Here is a 17317-nt window from a genome sequence, read left to right as displayed (position 1 = left end):
CACCGTGAGCGGTGCGCCGCCCCGGGCGACCACCGAGCAGAGGTAACGGGTGCGGCCCGCGCCCGCCTTCCCCTCGTCGTCGACGGACATGACGACCATGGGCGCCACCCGCTCCCCGTCCACCGGCACCACGTCCGCCGCGGCCGGCGGGGCCTGGAGGGCGAGGCACACGCCGAGGGCCGCGACGATCCCGACCAGTGCCCGCCCCGCCCGCAGGCGGACGAGGTGCAGGACGAGGATCCCGGCGCAGACGAGGCCCGCCTCACCGCTCGCCAGGACGGGTACGCCGGTCCGGTCGCCGGCGACCCCGGCGCCGACGATCGATCCGGCTCCGAGCGCCCCGGCGAGGAGTCCCTCCCCCACCAGCAGCCTGGGCGGCCATCCGACGAACTCGGCGGGACCCCACACCGTGCTCCGCACGTACGCCGTCAGATCTGGCTCCTGGACGGGCGGAGGACGACGCCACCGGCACATACCCGTACCACCCCCGGCAACGTTCCTCGTCGGTCGACGCCTCGTATCCTGCCGCCCGGGCAGGGACCACGGCCCTGCCTCCGTCCGGAACAGATGACGTGGACAACGTTTCCGGGAGTCGGCAGCGAAGCGCCGGTCCGCGTCCTCGGGCCTCGGCCACGGCCCTCGGTTCTCAGCTCTCGGCGGCGGGGGTCTGCCGGGGTTGTGCCGCCAGGGACCGCGCCAGAAGGACGCGTCCGCCGAGGCCGGCCAGCAGGAGCCCGGCCACCATGGCGACGAGGCAAAGCGCCGGACCCGAGGACCAGTTGACGGCGGAGGCGCGGCAGGCCAGTACGACGGTCACGGCCACGGCGGTGCCGGGCAGGGCGATCAGGGCCGGTCCGGTGCGGCCGAGGTCGTCCTCGGCGAGCGCTCCGAGGACGCCGACGCCGAGGGCCAGTGCCCATACCCCGAGCCCCTGCGCGTCGGCGCGGCCGACGCTCCACGGCACGAAGTCGGCCCAGAAGCCGGGCCGTACGAGCAGGCCCGTACCGATACCGAGCCAGGCCGAACCGAGCACGGCCAGCGCCGGTTTCGACCAGCCGGGCAGCGGCGCACCGCGCGGGCCGGGGGCTCGGCCGGGGGTGAGGTACTGCCAGGCCAGCGTGATCAGGGCGCACACGCACAGCGCGCCGAGCACGAAGAGCCAGCCGAGGCTGAACAGCACCGGGACGATGGAACCGCCCCGGGCGATGTACAACTGGCCCGCGTTGAGCAGGCTCACCGTGAACAGCCCGACCAGCACCACGGCCAGCGGGTGGACGAGCGAGCGGGCCTCGTGCCAGGCGCGGACCCGGTTCAGCGCGAACAGGCCGGGGGACGTGCCGAGCATGGCCGCGCCGATCAGCCCCGGCGTCAGCGACTCGTCGGAGCGCCACGCGCCGAAGACGTGTCCGGTGAGGGCCACGGCCGCCAGCAGACCGCCGACAAGGACGCTGACCACGGCGACCGCTGTGGCCAGCATCGCCACTCCCGCGGTCAGCGGCCGCCCGCCCGCGGCGAGGGACGCGGGGCGCCCCGGGACGTCGTCGTCGGTCCGGGGCGGGTCGGATGCGTTCGGCATGAGGATTCCGTTTCCGGACGAAGGGCGCGAGGGGGTGAACGGATGCGGTGAACGAGCCGACCGGGAGCGAAGAGGGGCCGGAGCGGGGGCTACGAGACCGGTGCAGACAGGCGCGCGGCCGGACCGGGGGCGGGCAGGGCCCTCTTGAGGACCTCCCGTGCGTACATGACGCGCATGCTCACCATCAAGGTCGCCGTGAACGCCATCATGCCGCAGCCGATCGCCGCCCCCGCGGCCAGCGCCGTGAGCCCGTCGAGCCCGAGCGACCGTTCGAAGAGGGGGGCGGCCCCGACCGAGAGCACCGGCGCCAGGCACTGGGCCACCCAGTGCAGGCGCCACTCCTCGCGCGCCCAGAGGCGGCCCTCCCGGCCGGCCCGCCTCGCGCGCAGGGCCATCACCGCGTACGTGACGGCGTACGGCAGGAGGTAGGCGAGCAGGAGCCGGCGCCCCTGCGTGCCGTGGTCCAGCGAGGCGCGCACGATCCAGGCCAGCGCGGCCGCCCCGGCGAGGTGCGCGACGGCCAGGACGGGCACGGGCGCCCACGAACCGGAGACTCCGGCGACCTTCACGCGCCGGTCGAGGGAACGCGAGGCGATCAGGGCGCCGAAGGCGACGACGGAGCCCAGGTGCATGGTGGCGAGCTGGTTGATCTCGGCCATGGACAGTCCGGGCAGAATCAGCGGCAGGCCACCCCACTCGAACCGGAGCAGCGGGGCGGTCAGCAGGAAGCCGTAGCACAGCAGCATCCAGCGCTGGTGCAGGTCGGGGAACCCGCCGACGGCGGCGAGCACGCCGAACGTCACGCTCATCACGGTGCCCACCAGGATGGTCGCGAGCACGATCCAGAACGCGGCGCCGCTGAAGGCGTCCTCGGGCGCCGTGCGCGCCAGATACAGACCGGCGCCGGCCATCGAGGCGTACACGGTGAGCGCGAAGACCACCCCGAGGGCCCGGTGCAGCCGTACGCGCCGCCGTACGGCGGTGAGCACCTGCGCGGGACCCAGCAGCATCAGCACGCCGCCGAGAACGGAGTGCACGATCATCGGGACGAGGCTGTGGCGGTACGGCCCGATCCGGGTGGCCAGCGCGTCGGCCACATAGCGCGGTGAGACCACGTGGGCCAGGATCCACTCACCGAACGCGGGCGCGCCGGGGCTCGCGTACGGCCACAGCTCGGTCATCGCGATCGGCGCGTAGCCCACGCACACGGCCGACACGGCGATGACGGCGAGGCGGCGCCAGGTGGTGCCCGTTGGACGACGCACGACGACTCCCTGCTCGTGGCCGCGACCCGGCCATCAATAGTCTCGTTTGGACTATCGAGACGGTAGGGCCGTCCATCGCCGGGGTCAACGGTCTGTCGTGTCCTCGTCCCGGCGCTGCACCCATTGCCAGAAGTCGATCATCATCCGCTCGTACCGGATTCCGAACTCGAGCGCGTCCCGCTGCCCGCGCGTCAGCAATTCGCCGACCGTCTCGGCGAGTTCCTCGTAGTCGCCGAGGGTGCTGCGGTGCTCGTCGAGCTGTACGGGGCCGAGCACGCCGGGCTCGCCGCCGAACCACAGCTTGAGGATGCCGCGCTCGCGGGCCTCCACCGGGACGAACGCGGGGTCGTCGAGCCAGCCCCGCAGGGCGGCCCTGCCCTGGTCCGTCAGCGTCAGCACCCTGCGGTTGCGGCCGCTCTCCTGCCGCACCTGGGACAGCATCCCGGCGTCGAGGAGACGGTCGCACTGCGCGTACACCTGCGCGTGCGGCACCGACCAGAAGGGCGCGACCGTCCGCGCCGCCTCCCCTTTCACGTCGTACGCGCTGGCCTCGCCCAGCTTGTCGATGATGCCGAGGACGAGGTACGAGGCGGTGGTCAACCTAGCGTCAGCCATGGGGCGACGGTATCGCCACGCGATCACCGCGCGGCAGGCACCGCCGGGGTCCGGCCGCCGCCGGCGGGCTCCGCACGGCGGGCTCCGCCGAGCACGCGGCCGCGGCACGTCGGGCGCCGCCCGACGCGAAGAAGAGCCGGGTGCCCGGCACAATGCGGGGTATACGGGCGATCACACAACCGACCGCACTTCAGGCCCTCGCGCCGGCCGCACTAGGAGCTCCTGTGACCACCTACGTCATCACCGTTCCCGGGACGTTCGTCCACGGCCTCCCGGAGGCCTCCCGCGCCGACGTGGAACGCAGGCTTCGCCCCCAGGACCCGCAGAACACGGACCTGGGCGAGAGCGAGGAGCTGAGCCTGCTCTCCGTCGACGAGGACAACAGGTTCTCCGTCCGGCTCGAGGTCGAGGCGGCGGACCGGAGAAGCGCCGAGGCCGAGGCCGTACGACTGGTCTCCGGTGCGCTCCTGGACAGCGGCCTGACCGCGGACGACGCGCCGCTGGGACCCGCCGCCGTCACGGGGATCGACAGCGAGTTCTGACGGCGCTACGTCCTGGACGGCCCGGTGCCGGGTACGTCCAGGACGGCCGAGCCGGGGCTCAGACCGGGCGTACGACGCTGTGGATGGCCGCCCGTCCGGCGTATTCGACCGACTCCTCGCTGATCCGCGCTCCGGGACTCGGCGCGTGGACCATCATGCCGTCCCCCACGTAGAGACCCACGTGGCTCACGTTGGCGTGGAAGAAGACCAGGTCACCGGGCTGGATGGCACCGAGGTCGACCGCCGGGCCGGCCTGCGCCTGCTCCTGCGTCGCACGGGGGAGCATGACTCCCGCGCTCTTCCAGGCCGCCTGGGTGAGACCGGAGGGGTCGTACGAACCGGGTCCGGACGCTCCCCACACGCACGGGCTGCCGATCTGAGCGCGGGCGAAGGCGACCGCCTCGGCGGCTCTGCTGTCGTGTCCGACGACCGGCGGGACGGCGGCGACGGCTACCGCACCGGTGACGAGGCTGTCGATGTCGAACCCCGGGTTCGTGCCGGCGGCCCCGGGGGCGGCGGGCCACGCCTGCTGGTTGCCGGTCGGCCGCAACGACTGCCGCCAGGCGTCGTCGGCCGACGGAGGCGTCGGCTGGTTCGCGGGGGGCATCGGAGCCGACTGATAGGCGGCCGGACGCGGCGCGGCCTCGTACGCGGGCGGCTGGGGCGCCGGCTCGCTCACCGGAGGCATCGGGGCCGGCTGATAGGCGGCCGGACGCGGCGCGGCCTCGTACGCCGGAGGCTGGGGCGCCGGCTCGCTCACCGGAGGCATCGGGGCCGGCTGATAGGCGGCGGGGCGCGGCGCGGCCTCGTACGCCGGAGGCTGGGGCGCCGGCTGGCTCATCGGGGGCACCGGGGCCGGCTGGTACCCGCTGGGACGCGTCGGCTTCTCGTACGAGAGGGGCAGGAGCACCGACGTGTACTCGGGGGCCGGGGCGGGCGCTTCGTACCCGCGGGGCAGGATGACCGCCTTGGGCTGGGCGGCCGGGGGCGCCGGCTCGTACGCCCGGGGCATGGAACCCGTGTCGAAGACCCCGGGCGCGGGCGCGGCCTGGGGCACCGCCTCGTACGGGGTCGGCTGGGGCGCCGCCTGGAACGCGGGCGCCTGAGCGACCGACGGGAACGTACCGGTCTGCGCGGCGGACGGGAAGGTGCCCGTCTGCGCGGCGGACGGGAACGCGGCGGTCTGCGGAGCCGCCGGGAACGCGGTGGGCTGAGCGACCGACGGGAACGAACCCGTCTGGCCGACCGACGGGAAGGTACCGGTCTGTCCGACCGACGGGAAGGTGCCCGTCTGCGCGGCGGACGGGAACGCGGCGGTCTGCGGAGCCGCGGGAAACGCGGTGGGCTGAGCGACCGACGGGAAGGTACCGGTCTGGGCGACCGAGGGGAACGAGCCGGTCTGATCGACCGCCGGGAACGAACCCGTCTGACCGACCGCCGGGAACGAACCGGTCTGCGGGGCCGTCGGGAACGAACCGGTCTGCGGGGCCGCCGGCCGGTACTCGATGGCCGGCATCTGCGCCACGGGCATGCCCTGCCGTGCCATGTGCCGCGCCATCAGCTCCCGCGCGACGGCGAGCTTGCGCCGGGCGCTCTGCTTCTTGACGTGCGGCGAGGACTGCTGCGGCGCGGCGGCCGGAACGGCCCCCGCGCGGAGCCCCGCACGGACCGCCACCTCGGATCCCGGTGCCGCCGGGGCGCCGCCGGCCGGGAGCGCGGCGGGCGGACCGGCGGTCAGCTCCAGTGCGGGGCGCGCACCCGGCTCCGAAGCCGGACCGGCGGTCAGCTCCAGCACCGGGGCGGCCGTCAACTCGGCAACGGGCCGTACGAGTTGTTCCAGCTCGTAGATCGTCGGAAGGTCCGACGAGGACCCACGGGACCCCTTCGCGGCCTCCTTCGGACGAGCACCTCCGCCGCCACGCTCCGGCTGTCTGTCGGCCGGTAGCGCGGCCGGGGCCGAGGGTCCGAACCGGGAACGCGCCCCGTCGAACCACTGGCGCATCAGGTCGTCCTGGGCGGCGTCGGAGACTCCGCTCCCCTGACCGGCGTTCCGTCGGCCCGGCCTGCGGTTGGAGTTCGCCAGGGCGCGGGTCCCGTTGAAGTTACCGGTGGCGAGCTCCGCCTGGTCGTAGAGGGACGAGAGTCGTCGGGCGACTTCTTCGCCGCTGGGCGGGGTGCGTTCCGGCGCCATGGAGTGGTGCTCCTTCCGTCGTCCGCCTACCGGGTTAGCTGTCGGGTTCGGGCGGACGATTCCGGAAGGTATGCCCTACGGCCCCTGCCCCGAAAGGCAGTTGGCCGATTCACCCCAGGTTCGGTGGGTCCCCGGCTCCCGCTGCCACGAGGACAGGCAGGACTCGGCGGAGGCCGCACCGCCCGGCGAGCTTCGCCGGAGGGAGTCGGGCGGCCTGGTCGCCAACTTAGCGATGGTGTGCACCCGATGTGAAGATCCACGTCCCAGATGTCCGATACATTTTCGTGACCTTCATCGCACCGTCCCGCAGCGCGACCGTGAGGACACGGGCCGTACTCGAAAAGGCGGCTGAGCACGGCCGTTGGGACGAGCGAGGCCGGCGCCCGGTCCGGAGCCGCGGGTCACACGTCCGGCCAACTCGGATGTGTCGAAAGTGTGCACAGAACTGGCGTTCCCTGGCATGTCGTTCGACATCGACGGCGCCCTTTGGTCACACCTTGACCGGTTCTGGCCGAGCTGGCCGGATCACCGCTGCGACCACCTGCCGGCCGTACCGTCGAAGCACGTCAGACCACGAGAGCGAGTCGAGGATCCCCACGTGCACGATGCCCCGATCTATGCCCAACTGATCTCCGAACGCGGTGACATACCGACGCTCGTGCGAAGCGAAGCACGTCGGCTGCAACGCGACTTCGAGTGGATCCTGAGCTGGGATCCGTCGACGGGCGCCCCGCTTCCCTCGTCCGCCGCACGACCGGCGTCGGGTACGCGCCGCGCCTTCTCCCCCACCCCCGATCCCGACGACCGGCTCGACACACCGGGCTCCTGACGCCCGGGACGCCCTACAGAACGCCAGGCTCTGCGCCCGGCCGTTCGGCGGGGAGCGGGTCGAGGCCGGCGCCGATCAGGGTCACCAGCTCGGCGACCGTAGCGCCCGTGGCCCGATGCCAGGTCCGCGCGCGGCGGAGCATCGCGTGGTCCCCGCCCTCGACCCGCACGGCGCTCGCGGAGCAACCAGCCTCCGCGGCCCGGCGGACGAGGGCGAACGACTCCACGGGGTCGGTGACCCGGTCCCGGTCCCCGTGCAGCACGATCACGCGTTTGTCCCGGAGGTGGGTCACCGGCTCACCCTCCGGGCACCAGGGTGCCAGCGCCACCACGGCCCGGACCTGGGGTGCGGCCGCGGCCCGCAGAGCGGCGCGCCCGCCCATCGAGTGACCCACGAGCACGACCGGCACCTCCCCCACCAGAGCGGCGAGTTCGTCCAGTGCCAGCAGAACGTCGGCGACGGGGTCGGCGTCCGCGCCGTTCCATCCCCGGTGGCGGTAGCGCACCTGCCCGACGAACGTGTCCTCGTCCGCCAGGGCCCGTGTCACGGAGCGCACGAACGGCCGCATCCGGGCGCGTGCCAGGTTCCACGGCCGCAACGGGGCCTTGCTGTCGGCGGTGCCGCCGTGAAGGATCAGTACGGCCGCGCGCGCCGGTTCCCCGTCCGGACGAGGGACGCGGCAGGGCCGCAGCGCCACGGAGGCGCCGGTCTCCCCGGACCGGGACACATCGTCGGCGGACATCCGCACAGAACCTCGCATGACACCTCTCCACCTACCGGCGCTTCGTCCACGCCTCGCACTGAACCGTGAGGAGGAATCGTCTCACCGACCGCGGACCCGCCCCAAGCTCACTCCGCGGCTCACTCCGCGGGCTCGGGCCGCGCGCGGTAACCATTGCGCCATTCCTGGTAGAAACGCCAGAGGCGGGCCGCCTGCGGGCAGCGCCCCGACTCCCGTTGGCACGTGCGGCAGTTGCCGACGTGACTGACGTAGGCGGACTCGGGGGCGTCCCCCGGTTGCGGATTCGGCATGGCCCTCGGCACCCGTCGGCGCGACGCGCACCGGCGCAGCGTCGCTTCTGATGCCGTACTTCCGCGCCGAGGGCCCCGGCGGATGCACCTGCCCGGCTGCATCTGCCGAGGCCCCGCTCCGGCGTCAGTCGAGGACGTCGGCCTCGTACTCCTCCGTCGCGGGGAAAGGTCTGCCGGCCGGGGGCCTGCGGACCGCCAGCCGGGCCACCTCGAAGTCCATCTCGGAGGCCTCGGGAGGCGGCGGCGGGTGGTATCGCCCCGCGCAGACGGAGAGGTTGACGATGAGATAGGCGTGCCAGGATCTGCCCACTCCGCGCCGGTCGTCGAAAGCCCGGATTCCGTTGACCCACCACACGACCCGGAGGGCGCCGAGCTCGACCACGAGGTCGACCCAGGCACCCGGCTGGATCGCGGGGTTCCGGTAGTAGCGGTGGGTGTTGCGTACGTGGTTGGACAGTTCCAGCAGGTCGGGGTTGTCGGGGTGGTACTCGAAGACGTCGATCTCCTGACCGCCGTCCCGCCACGTCCAGATCGCCGGCCAGGCCCCCGTCACCGTGGGCAGCTTGACCCGTGCCTCCAGCACGTCCCCCGTGCGGACCATGAACCCGTCCGCGCTGCCCTCGGTGGTGAGCAGGCCCGCGTCCCAGTCGCCGTCCGGGCGCCGAGTGGCCCGGAAGCGGCCCGTCCGGCTGTAGGAGGGGTCGGTGACCAGGTGGTCGAGTTTGCCGTCGTCCGGGTTGACCGGACCGCCGTCGGGATAGGCCCAGGAATGGCCCGCGACCCATTGACGAGTCGAGGCGAAATCCGCCGTGAAGACGACATCGGACACGCGGCACTCCTCGATGACGGCGTTTCGCGAACGTCCAGGTTCTCCCCAAGCCTCCGACATCCACGCCCTGTTCATCTCAACCCGCCACAAAACAACCCATCGGGGTGAACCGGTCGTACTCCGGCGCGCGGCGTCTTCCACGTACCGCGCGCCGCCGCCTGCGCCCCGCGCCCCTCGCCGATCACGGATGCAGATCGCGGATGCAGATCGCGGATGCAGATCGCGGATGCAGATCGCGGATCGCGGATCGCACCGCGCCACACGCCCACGCACCGGTTCGGCCGGCTGCCCGGCCGGGTGCCGCGGCCCCGGCCGGGCTCCGCCCGGCTACAGGTACGGGCGGGTGATCAACTCGATCGCATGGCCGGCCGGGTCCTTGAAGTACACGCCGCGGCCGCCGTGTTCATTGTTGATCTCCCCCGGGCGCCTCATCTGCGGGTCGGCCCAGTGCTCGACGCCGTCGGCGCGGAGCCGTCGGTACGCGCGGTCGAACAGCTCGTCGTCGATCAGGAACGCGTAGTGCTGCATCTGGATGTCCACCGGGGGCTCGGCGAACTGCAGCAGCACGCCGTCCGTGAGCTGGACATTGGTGAACAACCCCCAGGACGGCGCTTCCGGCAGTTCCAGCAGCTCCCGGAAGAAGCGTGCCGACTCGCGGCGGTCCTTGGCTGCGACGATGGTGTGATTGAAGGTGACTGTCATACGGCTGACCTCAGCAGTGCTCGACACGGAAGACGGACTCGCGGTGCACAAGCACCGGGTGGTCCACGTGCCGGACTGGGGTGGCGCCCGCGGCGCACCCACCGCGCGATCAGCCCTCCACCGGATCGCCCATCCGTGTGTGGCGAGGCGCCGGTCCGGTGTTCACGCCGGTGACGGTACTTGATCGGACCGACCACGACAACGCCCTCGGGAGCGGCAGACTGGACGCCATGACTTCACCGGATGCCAAGGCCGATCTTCACCGCTACCTGCAGTCGGCTCGTGACGCCCTGATCTGGAAGCTCGACGGTCTCTCGGAGTACGACATCCGCCGTCCGTTCACCCCGACCGGGACCAACCTCCTCGGTCTCGTCAAACACGTGGCCACCATCGAACTGGGCTACCTCGGCGACACCTTCGGACGGCTGTCGGGCGAGCCGCTGCCCTGGCTGGAACACGTCCAGGAGACGAACGGCGACATGTGGGCCACCGCCGACGAGACGCGCGAGTTCATCGTGGGGCTCTACCGCCGGGCATGGGCCCACGCGGACGCGACGATCGAGGCGCTGCCGCTGGAGACGACCGGCACGGTGCCGTGGTGGCCCGCCGGGAAGAACGAGGTGACGTTGCATCACGCGGTCGTCCGCGTGATCGCCGACACCCAGCGGCACGCCGGGCACGCCGACATCATCCGCGAACTCATGGACGGATCGGCCGGGTTGAGCGAGGACAACGACAGCCTGATGCCGGGCGACCCGGCGTGGTGGGAGGACTATCGGGCGCGGCTGGAGCAGGCGGCCCGGGACGCCGGCAAGGACGCCTGACGCCGGAGCCCGATCCACCGGACGAACCTCGGATGACCGGGGCAGGCACGCGCGACCAATCCACCGTACAGACCTCCGGGTGACCGGGGCAGGCACGCAGGCCGGATCCACCGGAACGACCCCCGGGGTCACAAGACCGTCAGACACCCGGATCCCGATCCGCCGGGCCGAGACCCGGGTGACGAGGCCGTCAGGCGCCCGGCCACGCCCCGCGCCCCGCCAGGTCGAGGACGAGCGCGGCGATGTTCCACGCGTCGTCCTCGCCCCGGTGATGCCGTCCCTCCAGGGGCAGTTCGGCGAGGCGCAGGGCCTGTGCCATCCCGGGCCGTTTCCGCAGCCCGTGAGCGTCGGTGAAGACCGCCTTCGCGTTGGTGTGCCGGTGCCCGAAGGGGTACGGAGTCGCCGTGGCCGAGCACTGACGGGTGAACTGATGGCGGTCGTAGTCGCCCCAGCTCGCCCACGCCCGCTCCCCCGCACGATGCCGCGCGGCCAACTCCCGGCAGGCCTCGGCGAATCCGAGCCCCTGCTCGACCTCGCCCTGCGTCAGCCCGGTGAGTTCGGTGCAGAACGCGCTGACGGCCGACCGCGCGGGCCTGACCAGAAGGCGGTGCTTCGCCACCCGCACGCCCTCGTCCAGGTCGACGACCGTCAGACCGATCTCGATGATCTCGCTGACCGCTCCTGACGGAGGCTCCCCCTCCCAGCAGGTCGCCTCGACATCGACGACATTCAAGAATCCCCCCGCATTTTTCATGCGGGCGAGCGTAGAACGCGACGCGGCACCACGTCGCCCCGTTTTCCGCTCCGGCGCGGGCACTCCGCCACGAGGCTCGGGCTCGGCGGCCGGGCCGCGGGCCACGGGCGCGGCCAGGGACTGTGGATCAGGGACGGCGGATCAGGGGCGCGGCCAGGGACGGCCGCCGATGCGCTCGATGTCCGTGTTGAAGCGCCGCAGGTAGGAGGCGAACGCGGCGATGTCATCCTCCGGCCAGTCGGTCATGACTCGGTCCAGTGAATCGATGAGCCCCTGCCGCTCCTGGTCGAGGAGCCGCGCCCCTTCGTCGGTGATGCGGAACTTGCGGGCCATGCCGCCGTCGGGGTCGGGGATGCGCTCGACGAGCCCGGCGCGCATCGCCGCCGCGGTCTGCCGGTTGAGGGTGGAGGCGTCGAGCCCGAAGGCGTCGCTCAACTCACCGATCGACATGGGCCCTTGGATCCGGATCCGGCTGAGGAGGATGTACGCGCTGCGCTCCAGGACACCGTCCTTGGTGCGGCCGCCCCTGTGGTTCATCCATCCGTGGCGGCTGAGCAGCATCTGCTCGTACTCGACCTCGTGTGTGGGCCTGACCATCCGCCTGCCGCCTCCCGCTGTCACCTGGGCCGCGCGTCCCGCGCACATCGGTGCGGCCCGGCTCCATGTTCCCACACCCACCTGCACGGGCCACATCGCATGCATGAACCACATCACATGCGCGATACATACGACATGTACGATGCACATCCCTTGCCCGACAGTCAGATCCCCGAGGAGTCCCTCATGGACGCCCCCCAGCCTTCCGCCCGAGCGGGCGGCGTGGTCGCCACGCTCGCCTTCGCCGGCACCGTGGCGGCGATCATGCAGACGCTGGTCACCCCGCTCATCGCCGAGCTGCCCCAGATCCTGCACACCACGCCCGCGAACTCCGCGTGGGTCATCACCGTCACCCTGCTGGTCGCGGCCGTCTGCGTCCCGGTCTCCGGACGGCTGGGCGACCTGGTGGGCAAGCGGCGGATGCTGCTCGCCTGCTCCGTCCCGCTCGTGGCGGGCTCGGTCGTGTGCGCGCTCTCCTCGTCCGTCGTCCCGATGATCGTCGGACGAGGCCTGCAGGGAATGGGCATGGGCATGGTGCCGCTGGGCATCGCCCTGTTGCGTGACGTGGTGCCGGCGGAGAAGCTGAGCTCCTCCATCGCGCTGGTCAGCGCCTCGATGGGCATCGGCGGCGGCCTCGGCCTGCCCATCTCCGCGGCGGTCGCCCAGTACACGAGCTGGCGTGTCCTCTTCTGGGGTTCCGCCGTGCTGGCGGTGGCGATCGGGACACTGATCTGGTTCCTCATCCCGGACGTGCCGGCCGCCGCCAAGGGTCAGCGCTTCGACATCCTCGGCGCGCTCGGACTCGGCGCCGGCCTGGTCTGCCTGCTCCTCGGTGTCTCCAAGGGCGCCGACTGGGGCTGGGGTTCCGCGACGACGCTCGGGCTGCTCGCCGCCGCCGTCGTGATCCTGGCCGCCTGGGGCGCGTGGGAGATGCGTACCCAGGACCCGCTGGTCGACCTGCGCACCACCGCCCGCCCCCGGGTCCTGCTCACCAACGTCGCCTCGATCTTCGTCGGCTTCGGCATGTACGCCAGCATGCTCATCATCCCGCAGCTTCTCCAGTTCCCCGAGACCACCGGCTACGGCCTGGGCCAGTCGATGCTGGCGGCGGGCCTGTGGATGGCACCCGGCGGCATCATGATGATGATCGTCTCCCCGCTCGGCGGGAAGCTGACGGACGCCCGGGGCCCGAAGTTCACGCTGATCTGCGGTGTCCTCGTCATCGCCCTCGGCTACGGACTGTCGCTCACCCTCATGGGCTCGGCCTGGGGTCTCATGCTGACCTGCATGGTCATCAACAGCGGTGTCGGTCTCGCCTACGGTTCGATGCCGGCCCTGATCATGAGCTCGGTCCCGCTCGCCGAGACCGCCGCCGCGAACGGCTTCAACACGCTGATGCGCTCGCTGGGCACCTCGGTCGGCTCGGCGGTCATCGGCGTCATCCTCGCGCAGATGACGACCGGCATGGCGGGCTACACCTTCACCTCCGAGGGCGGCTTCCGCACCGGCCTCGTCGTCGGTGGCTGTGTCGCCCTGGTGGCCGCGGCCATCGCCGCCGTGATCCCGGCCGCGCGCGCCGCCGCCGGAGACGACAAGGCCGGCCCCACGGCCATGCCGGAGGCGGCCACGGCCACGCGCTGAGGCTCACGCACCCCCGCACCGGTTCCGGCGACCCCCGTCCGCCGGAACCGGTGCGTTCACGTCGCCGCCACCGCGGTCGGCCTGCCGAGGTAGGTGAGCGGCCCCGGGTCCTCGACGGGAATCTCGTGGAAGCCGAGACGGTCGTAGAACGCCCTGGCCGGTCTGTTCGCGGTGACCATCCCCAGGTGGACCGCCGGCACCCCGCGTTCGTGCAGCGCGGCGAGGAAGGTGTTCATCAGCGCTCTTCCGTGGCCGCGCCGCTGGAAGTCCGGCAGCAGGTCGATGTGCAGGTGCGCCGGATAGGCGGCGAGTTCGGGCAGGACCATGCGCTCGGGAGTGTGCAGCAGTCCGACCATCACCTCGCCGGGTGTGCGAGGCGGTGTCGTGGGTTCGGGATAGCGGTGCGCGACCCGGGGGATCCAGGTGTCGCGGAACCGGGCGGCGAAGTCCGCGGTGTCTCCGGTGCCGACCACATAGCCGACGGCCCGGCCGCTCCCGTCGTCGAGGACGAAGGCCAGACCGGGCTCCAGATGGCAGTAGGGCGCCGCGAAGAGCGTCGGCATCAGCTCCTCGTCGGGATACAGGGCACGCGAATCCCCTCCGAGGTCCGCGGTGCTCACGCACACCTCCGCGACGGCGGCGCGGTCGGCGGACCGGTAGGGGCGAATGGTCGGCACTGGCGTCATGGTGGCAATCCTGACCGCTTGGGAGCGCTCCCACAAGGGTGTGCTCGCGCCCTCCTCGAGGCGGGACGCCCAGGCACCATCCGGCACGGGGCGCCGTGAGGTGCCATGCTGAAGTACCGGATCATGACCTGGGAGCAGGGAACGACGGCAGCGTGAGGACAGTGACTCGGCCGAACCGAGCGGCGATCTGGAACCGGTTCGTGGCTTCCGACCCGGGCCTGCTGCGGCTCATGGCCGGACTGCGGACCGTCGGCGCGATCGCCCTCACCCTCGCCGTGCTCGGCCTGATGGGATCCGGCCCCAGCCGCATGGTGACCGGAGCCATGACCGCCATGGTCGCCACGTTCTCCATCAAGGAGAAGCACCGCGGCGAACAGGCCGTCACCCTGGCGCTCGGCCTGCCCGTGGCGCTCACCTCGATGTCGCTGGGGGCGCTGCTGCGCGGTCACACGTTCGCGAGCGACGCGTGCTTCGTCGCCCTGATCTTCGCCGCGGTCTACTGCCGTCGGTACGGAGACCGCGGTACGGCGCTCGGGCTGATCGCCTTCCAGATCTACTTCCTCTCCCTGTTCGGCGGAGCGACCTACTCCTCCCTGCCCGAACTCTGGGCGACGCTGGCCATCGGCTTCGTCTGCAGCGCCGTGGTGCGCTTCGCCGTCATCGCCGAGTCGACCGAGCGGGTCCTGAAACGGCTGCGCAAGGCGTTCCGGGCTCGCGTGGCCCAGTTGGTGTCCGTCCAGATCGACCTTCTCGACGCCGGTCCCGACGACGTAGAGAAAGCCCTGGACGACGTACGGCTGCACACCGCGCGACTGCACGAGAGCGCGATGATGATCCAGGACCGCCTGGACGAGGGAACCGCCGACGGCGCGACCGCCTCGCTGCTCCAGCGGCGGGTCGCCGAGACCGAGATCGCCGCGGAACGGCTCGGCATCCTCATCCTCACCGCGCGCAGCGCCGAACAGCCCGACACGCTCGCCCTGCACCTGCCGCACGCGCCGCTGCCCGCGGTGGCGGACCGGCTCGAGAAGCAGGACGACACCATCGCGACGCTGCACCGCGACCTCGAAGCGCTGCAAGTACTCGTCGCGGGCCCGGTCACGGGTGAGCACGGCGCCGGGGTGGCCCAGCTACGCAACCGGCTCCTCGGCTACCGGGACGAGCAGAACCTGCCGCACGCCCCGGCGGCCGTGCAGGACGTCTTCCGCGGCATCGGCGAGGCGACCCGCGCGGCCCTCGGACTGCGGCTGGCGCTCGACGGCCCCCAGGACGAGACCGACGACTCCCCCGAGACGAAACGTTCCCGGGAGGAACTGGACGCCGAGGACGCGTCGATCGCCGCCGAGGAGGGCGAAGACGACGAGCCGCACCCCACGGGGCTGGACCGGCCGACGACCCGGGCGGCGGTACAGGTCTCGGTGGGGTCGACCCTGGCCATCGTCGGCGGGGAACTGCTCTCCCCGCAGCGGTGGTACTGGGCGGTGCTGACCTGCTGGGTCGTCTTCCTGAACACCTCCTCGACCGGGGAGATCCTGGTCAAGGGCTATCGCCGGCTGCTGGGGACGGTCCTCGGCGTGGTCGCGGGTGTCCTCCTGGCAGGCGTGGTGGGCGGCCACACGTGGACCGCGTTCGCCCTGGTCCTGGTGTTCATCTTCGCCATGTACTTCACGGCTCCCGTGTCGTACGTCCTGATGTCCTTCTTCGTGACGGCGATGCTGGGGCTGCTGTACACGGTGCTCAACACCTACAGTCCGGCGGTTCTCGTCCTGCGGATCGAGGAGACGGCGCTCGGCGCGATCTGCGGGATGGTCGCGGCCATCGTCGTCCTTCCGGTGCAGACCGACCGCCGTACGGACGAGCTCCTCGCCGCCGTGCTCGTCCGGCTCGGGGACGTCAGCGGTGCGGCGGTTGAGCAGCTCAGCGGCGGTATCGCCCTCGATCTGCTGGACAAGGCCCGCGAGCTGGACGTCGCGCTGGACAAACTGCGGGCCTCCACCAAACCCCTGACCCATCCGATCACTCCGTGGCGGGCCCGCCGTCAGACCGCCCGCTACATCGTCGCCCTGCTGGAGACGTGCGCCTATCACGCGCGGTCGCTCGCCGCGACGGCCGAACTCCTCCCGTACAGCAGGTCGGTCGCCGCGGATCCCCGGCTCAAACTGGCGGGCCGCCGGATCAGCCACAACATCGACATCCTCGTCGCCCGGGTCGCGGCGGACGCGGGGGACGGTGTCGCGGAGACCGGGCCGAGCCTCGCCGCCATGCTGGAGGCGGACACGCCGGACTCGCCCCGGCACGACCGCGTCACGGGCCGCGTCCTGCGCCATCTCCAGCGACTCGACGAAGGCGTGATCGGTCTGGCCCGCCCGCTGGGGGTACGGATCTCGACACCCGCCAAGAAGCCGGCCCGGAGCGCGGCACGCTAGGGCCTGTCGTTTGGATCAGGTGGCGCCGAGACGCGGCGCCTTGTCGGCTGGGTCGAGCGGGGCAGCGTGCGTGCAGCTGCAAGGCGGAGGAGGGCGACGACGCGGTGGGGGCACCTCCCGGCCGAAGGCTGGGGGACGTCGGCAACCGACGACAACGCCGCAGGGGGTCCCCCCTGCTCGCAGAGCTCGGGGGAGCGCGTGCCCTGCCCCGCGTCCAGCCACATGATCCAAACGACAGGCCCTAGCCCGCCGGGCGGCTCAGCCCACGTTCCAGAGGAAGCGGTGCGTGTGGATGCCGAAGTAGGGGAACGACTGCACCTGCCGGACGCCCTCGATCTGGCGTACGACGTCGTTGACGAAGTCCAGCAGATCCCGCGGTCCGGGGCAGACGACCTCGGCGAACAGGTCGAAGCCGCCCGAGGTCAGCACCGAGTAGACGACCTCGGCCCGTTCGGCCAGCGTGTCGGCGACCGCTCGCGGATCACCGTCCACGGCGATGCCGAGCAGGGCCATCGCCTGTCCGCCCATCCCCATCGGGTCGGTGACGCCGACGACCTGGACCGCCTGCGAGTCGAGCAGGCGTTGCAGGCGCTGGCGGGCCGCCGACGCGGACAGCCCTACCTTGGGGCCGAGTTCGGCATAGGCGATACGGCCGTCGATCTGCAGCTCACGCAGGATGGCCCGGTCGATCTCGTCCACGCTGTTCCTCTCCGGCCGGCGGGTCCGAGTTTATCGGCGGCGTTCAGCCGGAAAGTTCGGCCAGGGCGGCGGCGAAGACCTCGGTGTGCCGGTCCACGTCCTGTTCGGT

The 17317-nt window shown here is 72.1% G+C and carries 16 protein-coding genes, 1 pseudogene and 1 riboswitch; of the genes and pseudogenes, 5 read left to right on the top strand and 12 right to left on the bottom strand.

Translation table 11 applies throughout. The features are described 5' to 3' along the window. The 4 genes and pseudogenes from ACFXGX_RS40475 to ACFXGX_RS40460 all read right to left on the bottom strand — a co-directional run. A pseudogene (locus tag ACFXGX_RS40475) lies at positions 1–420 on the bottom strand (hypothetical protein); the annotation flags it as partial. A 226-nt stretch (positions 421–646) separates the two neighbouring features. Continuing rightward, on the bottom strand, positions 647–1576 hold the full coding sequence (locus ACFXGX_RS40470) for a hypothetical protein (RefSeq protein ID WP_384802559.1): 930 nt from the start codon (positions 1574–1576) through the stop codon (positions 647–649). A gap of 89 nt (positions 1577–1665) precedes the next feature. Beyond that, positions 1666–2841 (bottom strand): DUF2306 domain-containing protein, encoded by a 1176-nt coding sequence (locus ACFXGX_RS40465; protein ID WP_384802556.1) that lies wholly within the window; start codon positions 2839–2841, stop codon positions 1666–1668. A gap of 84 nt (positions 2842–2925) precedes the next feature. Further along, complete coding sequence (locus tag ACFXGX_RS40460) at positions 2926–3456, bottom strand: helix-turn-helix transcriptional regulator (RefSeq protein WP_384802553.1); 531 nt, start codon at positions 3454–3456, stop codon at positions 2926–2928. A 224-nt stretch (positions 3457–3680) separates the two neighbouring features. Between ACFXGX_RS40460 and ACFXGX_RS40455 the strand changes: the two genes are divergently transcribed. After that, complete coding sequence (locus ACFXGX_RS40455; RefSeq protein WP_384802550.1) at positions 3681–3998, top strand: hypothetical protein; 318 nt, start codon at positions 3681–3683, stop codon at positions 3996–3998. Positions 3999–4056: 58 nt separating this feature from the next. Here the strand turns inward: ACFXGX_RS40455 and ACFXGX_RS40450 are convergent, their stop codons facing one another. Then, entirely contained in the window at positions 4057–6189 is a 2133-nt protein-coding gene (locus tag ACFXGX_RS40450) for an NlpC/P60 family protein (protein ID WP_384802547.1), read from the bottom strand. Between the two features lie 7 nt (positions 6190–6196). After that, positions 6197–6368, bottom strand: a riboswitch (cyclic di-AMP (ydaO/yuaA leader). Between the two features lie 419 nt (positions 6369–6787). Between ACFXGX_RS40450 and ACFXGX_RS40445 the strand changes: the two genes are divergently transcribed. Continuing rightward, complete coding sequence (locus tag ACFXGX_RS40445; RefSeq protein WP_384802544.1) at positions 6788–7018, top strand: hypothetical protein; 231 nt, start codon at positions 6788–6790, stop codon at positions 7016–7018. Between the two features lie 13 nt (positions 7019–7031). On the opposite strand, the gene ACFXGX_RS40440 is transcribed toward ACFXGX_RS40445, so the two are convergent. The 3 genes from ACFXGX_RS40440 to ACFXGX_RS40430 all read right to left on the bottom strand — a co-directional run bounded on the left by ACFXGX_RS40440 (position 7032) and on the right by ACFXGX_RS40430 (position 9581). Beyond that, positions 7032–7778: an alpha/beta fold hydrolase gene (locus ACFXGX_RS40440; protein ID WP_384802541.1), complete on the bottom strand. Its 747-nt coding sequence runs from the start codon at positions 7776–7778 to the stop codon at positions 7032–7034. Between the two features lie 396 nt (positions 7779–8174). Continuing rightward, positions 8175–8879 carry a beta-glucanase gene (locus ACFXGX_RS40435; protein WP_384802538.1) on the bottom strand — a complete coding sequence of 235 codons (705 nt, stop codon included), beginning with the start codon at positions 8877–8879 and terminating at the stop codon, positions 8175–8177. Between the two features lie 327 nt (positions 8880–9206). Next, positions 9207–9581 carry a VOC family protein gene (locus ACFXGX_RS40430; RefSeq protein ID WP_384802535.1) on the bottom strand — a complete coding sequence of 125 codons (375 nt, stop codon included), beginning with the start codon at positions 9579–9581 and terminating at the stop codon, positions 9207–9209. A 230-nt stretch (positions 9582–9811) separates the two neighbouring features. Here ACFXGX_RS40430 and ACFXGX_RS40425 point away from each other — a divergent pair, with 230 nt between their 5' ends. Next, entirely contained in the window at positions 9812–10405 is a 594-nt protein-coding gene (locus ACFXGX_RS40425) for a DinB family protein (protein ID WP_384802532.1), read from the top strand. Between the two features lie 190 nt (positions 10406–10595). On the opposite strand, the gene ACFXGX_RS40420 is transcribed toward ACFXGX_RS40425, so the two are convergent. Together ACFXGX_RS40420 and ACFXGX_RS40415 are read right to left on the bottom strand one after the other, a co-directional pair. Further along, entirely contained in the window at positions 10596–11159 is a 564-nt protein-coding gene (locus ACFXGX_RS40420) for an exonuclease domain-containing protein (RefSeq protein WP_384802529.1), read from the bottom strand. A gap of 141 nt (positions 11160–11300) precedes the next feature. Beyond that, positions 11301–11756: a MarR family winged helix-turn-helix transcriptional regulator gene (locus tag ACFXGX_RS40415; protein WP_384802526.1), complete on the bottom strand. Its 456-nt coding sequence runs from the start codon at positions 11754–11756 to the stop codon at positions 11301–11303. Positions 11757–11942: 186 nt separating this feature from the next. Here ACFXGX_RS40415 and ACFXGX_RS40410 point away from each other — a divergent pair, with 186 nt between their 5' ends. Then, a complete protein-coding gene (locus ACFXGX_RS40410) occupies positions 11943–13397 on the top strand; it encodes an MFS transporter (RefSeq protein WP_384802565.1) in 1455 nt (484 codons plus the stop codon). A gap of 56 nt (positions 13398–13453) precedes the next feature. Here ACFXGX_RS40410 and ACFXGX_RS40405 read toward each other — a convergent pair whose 3' ends face one another. Further along, complete coding sequence (locus tag ACFXGX_RS40405) at positions 13454–14083, bottom strand: GNAT family N-acetyltransferase (protein ID WP_384802523.1); 630 nt, start codon at positions 14081–14083, stop codon at positions 13454–13456. A 230-nt stretch (positions 14084–14313) separates the two neighbouring features. On the opposite strand from ACFXGX_RS40405, the gene ACFXGX_RS40400 reads away from it, so the two are divergent. Next, on the top strand, positions 14314–16509 hold the full coding sequence (locus ACFXGX_RS40400; RefSeq protein ID WP_384802562.1) for an FUSC family protein: 2196 nt from the start codon (positions 14314–14316) through the stop codon (positions 16507–16509). A 258-nt stretch (positions 16510–16767) separates the two neighbouring features. On the opposite strand, the gene ACFXGX_RS40395 is transcribed toward ACFXGX_RS40400, so the two are convergent. Next, positions 16768–17208, bottom strand: a complete 441-nt coding sequence (locus ACFXGX_RS40395) for an Lrp/AsnC family transcriptional regulator (RefSeq protein ID WP_384802520.1) — start codon at positions 17206–17208, stop codon at positions 16768–16770. Between the last annotated feature and the right edge of the window lie 109 nt (positions 17209–17317).

The organism is Streptomyces sp. NPDC059371, from assembly GCF_042751995.1.
Classification (GTDB): domain Bacteria; phylum Actinomycetota; class Actinomycetes; order Streptomycetales; family Streptomycetaceae; genus Streptomyces.
The sequence above is the reverse complement of the archived record's forward strand: the minus strand, read 5'-3'. Positions and strand labels throughout refer to the sequence as shown.

What these genes read in the sequence shown, in the direction of transcription:
- ACFXGX_RS40460 (WP_384802553.1), bottom strand. Translation starts at nt 3,456, where the DNA reads ATGGCTGACGCTAGGTTGACCACCGCCTCGTACCTCGTCCTCGGCATC.
- ACFXGX_RS40440 (WP_384802541.1), bottom strand. Translation starts at nt 7,778, where the DNA reads ATGCGAGGTTCTGTGCGGATGTCCGCCGACGATGTGTCCCGGTCCGGG.
- ACFXGX_RS40425 (WP_384802532.1), top strand. Translation starts at nt 9,812, where the DNA reads ATGACTTCACCGGATGCCAAGGCCGATCTTCACCGCTACCTGCAGTCG.
- ACFXGX_RS40415 (WP_384802526.1), bottom strand. Translation starts at nt 11,756, where the DNA reads ATGGTCAGGCCCACACACGAGGTCGAGTACGAGCAGATGCTGCTCAGC.
- ACFXGX_RS40405 (WP_384802523.1), bottom strand. Translation starts at nt 14,083, where the DNA reads ATGACGCCAGTGCCGACCATTCGCCCCTACCGGTCCGCCGACCGCGCC.
- ACFXGX_RS40430 (WP_384802535.1), bottom strand. Translation starts at nt 9,581, where the DNA reads ATGACAGTCACCTTCAATCACACCATCGTCGCAGCCAAGGACCGCCGC.
- ACFXGX_RS40400 (WP_384802562.1), top strand. Translation starts at nt 14,314, where the DNA reads ATGGCCGGACTGCGGACCGTCGGCGCGATCGCCCTCACCCTCGCCGTG.
- ACFXGX_RS40450 (WP_384802547.1), bottom strand. Translation starts at nt 6,189, where the DNA reads ATGGCGCCGGAACGCACCCCGCCCAGCGGCGAAGAAGTCGCCCGACGA.
- ACFXGX_RS40410 (WP_384802565.1), top strand. Translation starts at nt 11,943, where the DNA reads ATGGACGCCCCCCAGCCTTCCGCCCGAGCGGGCGGCGTGGTCGCCACG.
- ACFXGX_RS40420 (WP_384802529.1), bottom strand. Translation starts at nt 11,159, where the DNA reads ATGAAAAATGCGGGGGGATTCTTGAATGTCGTCGATGTCGAGGCGACC.
- ACFXGX_RS40470 (WP_384802559.1), bottom strand. Translation starts at nt 1,576, where the DNA reads ATGCCGAACGCATCCGACCCGCCCCGGACCGACGACGACGTCCCGGGG.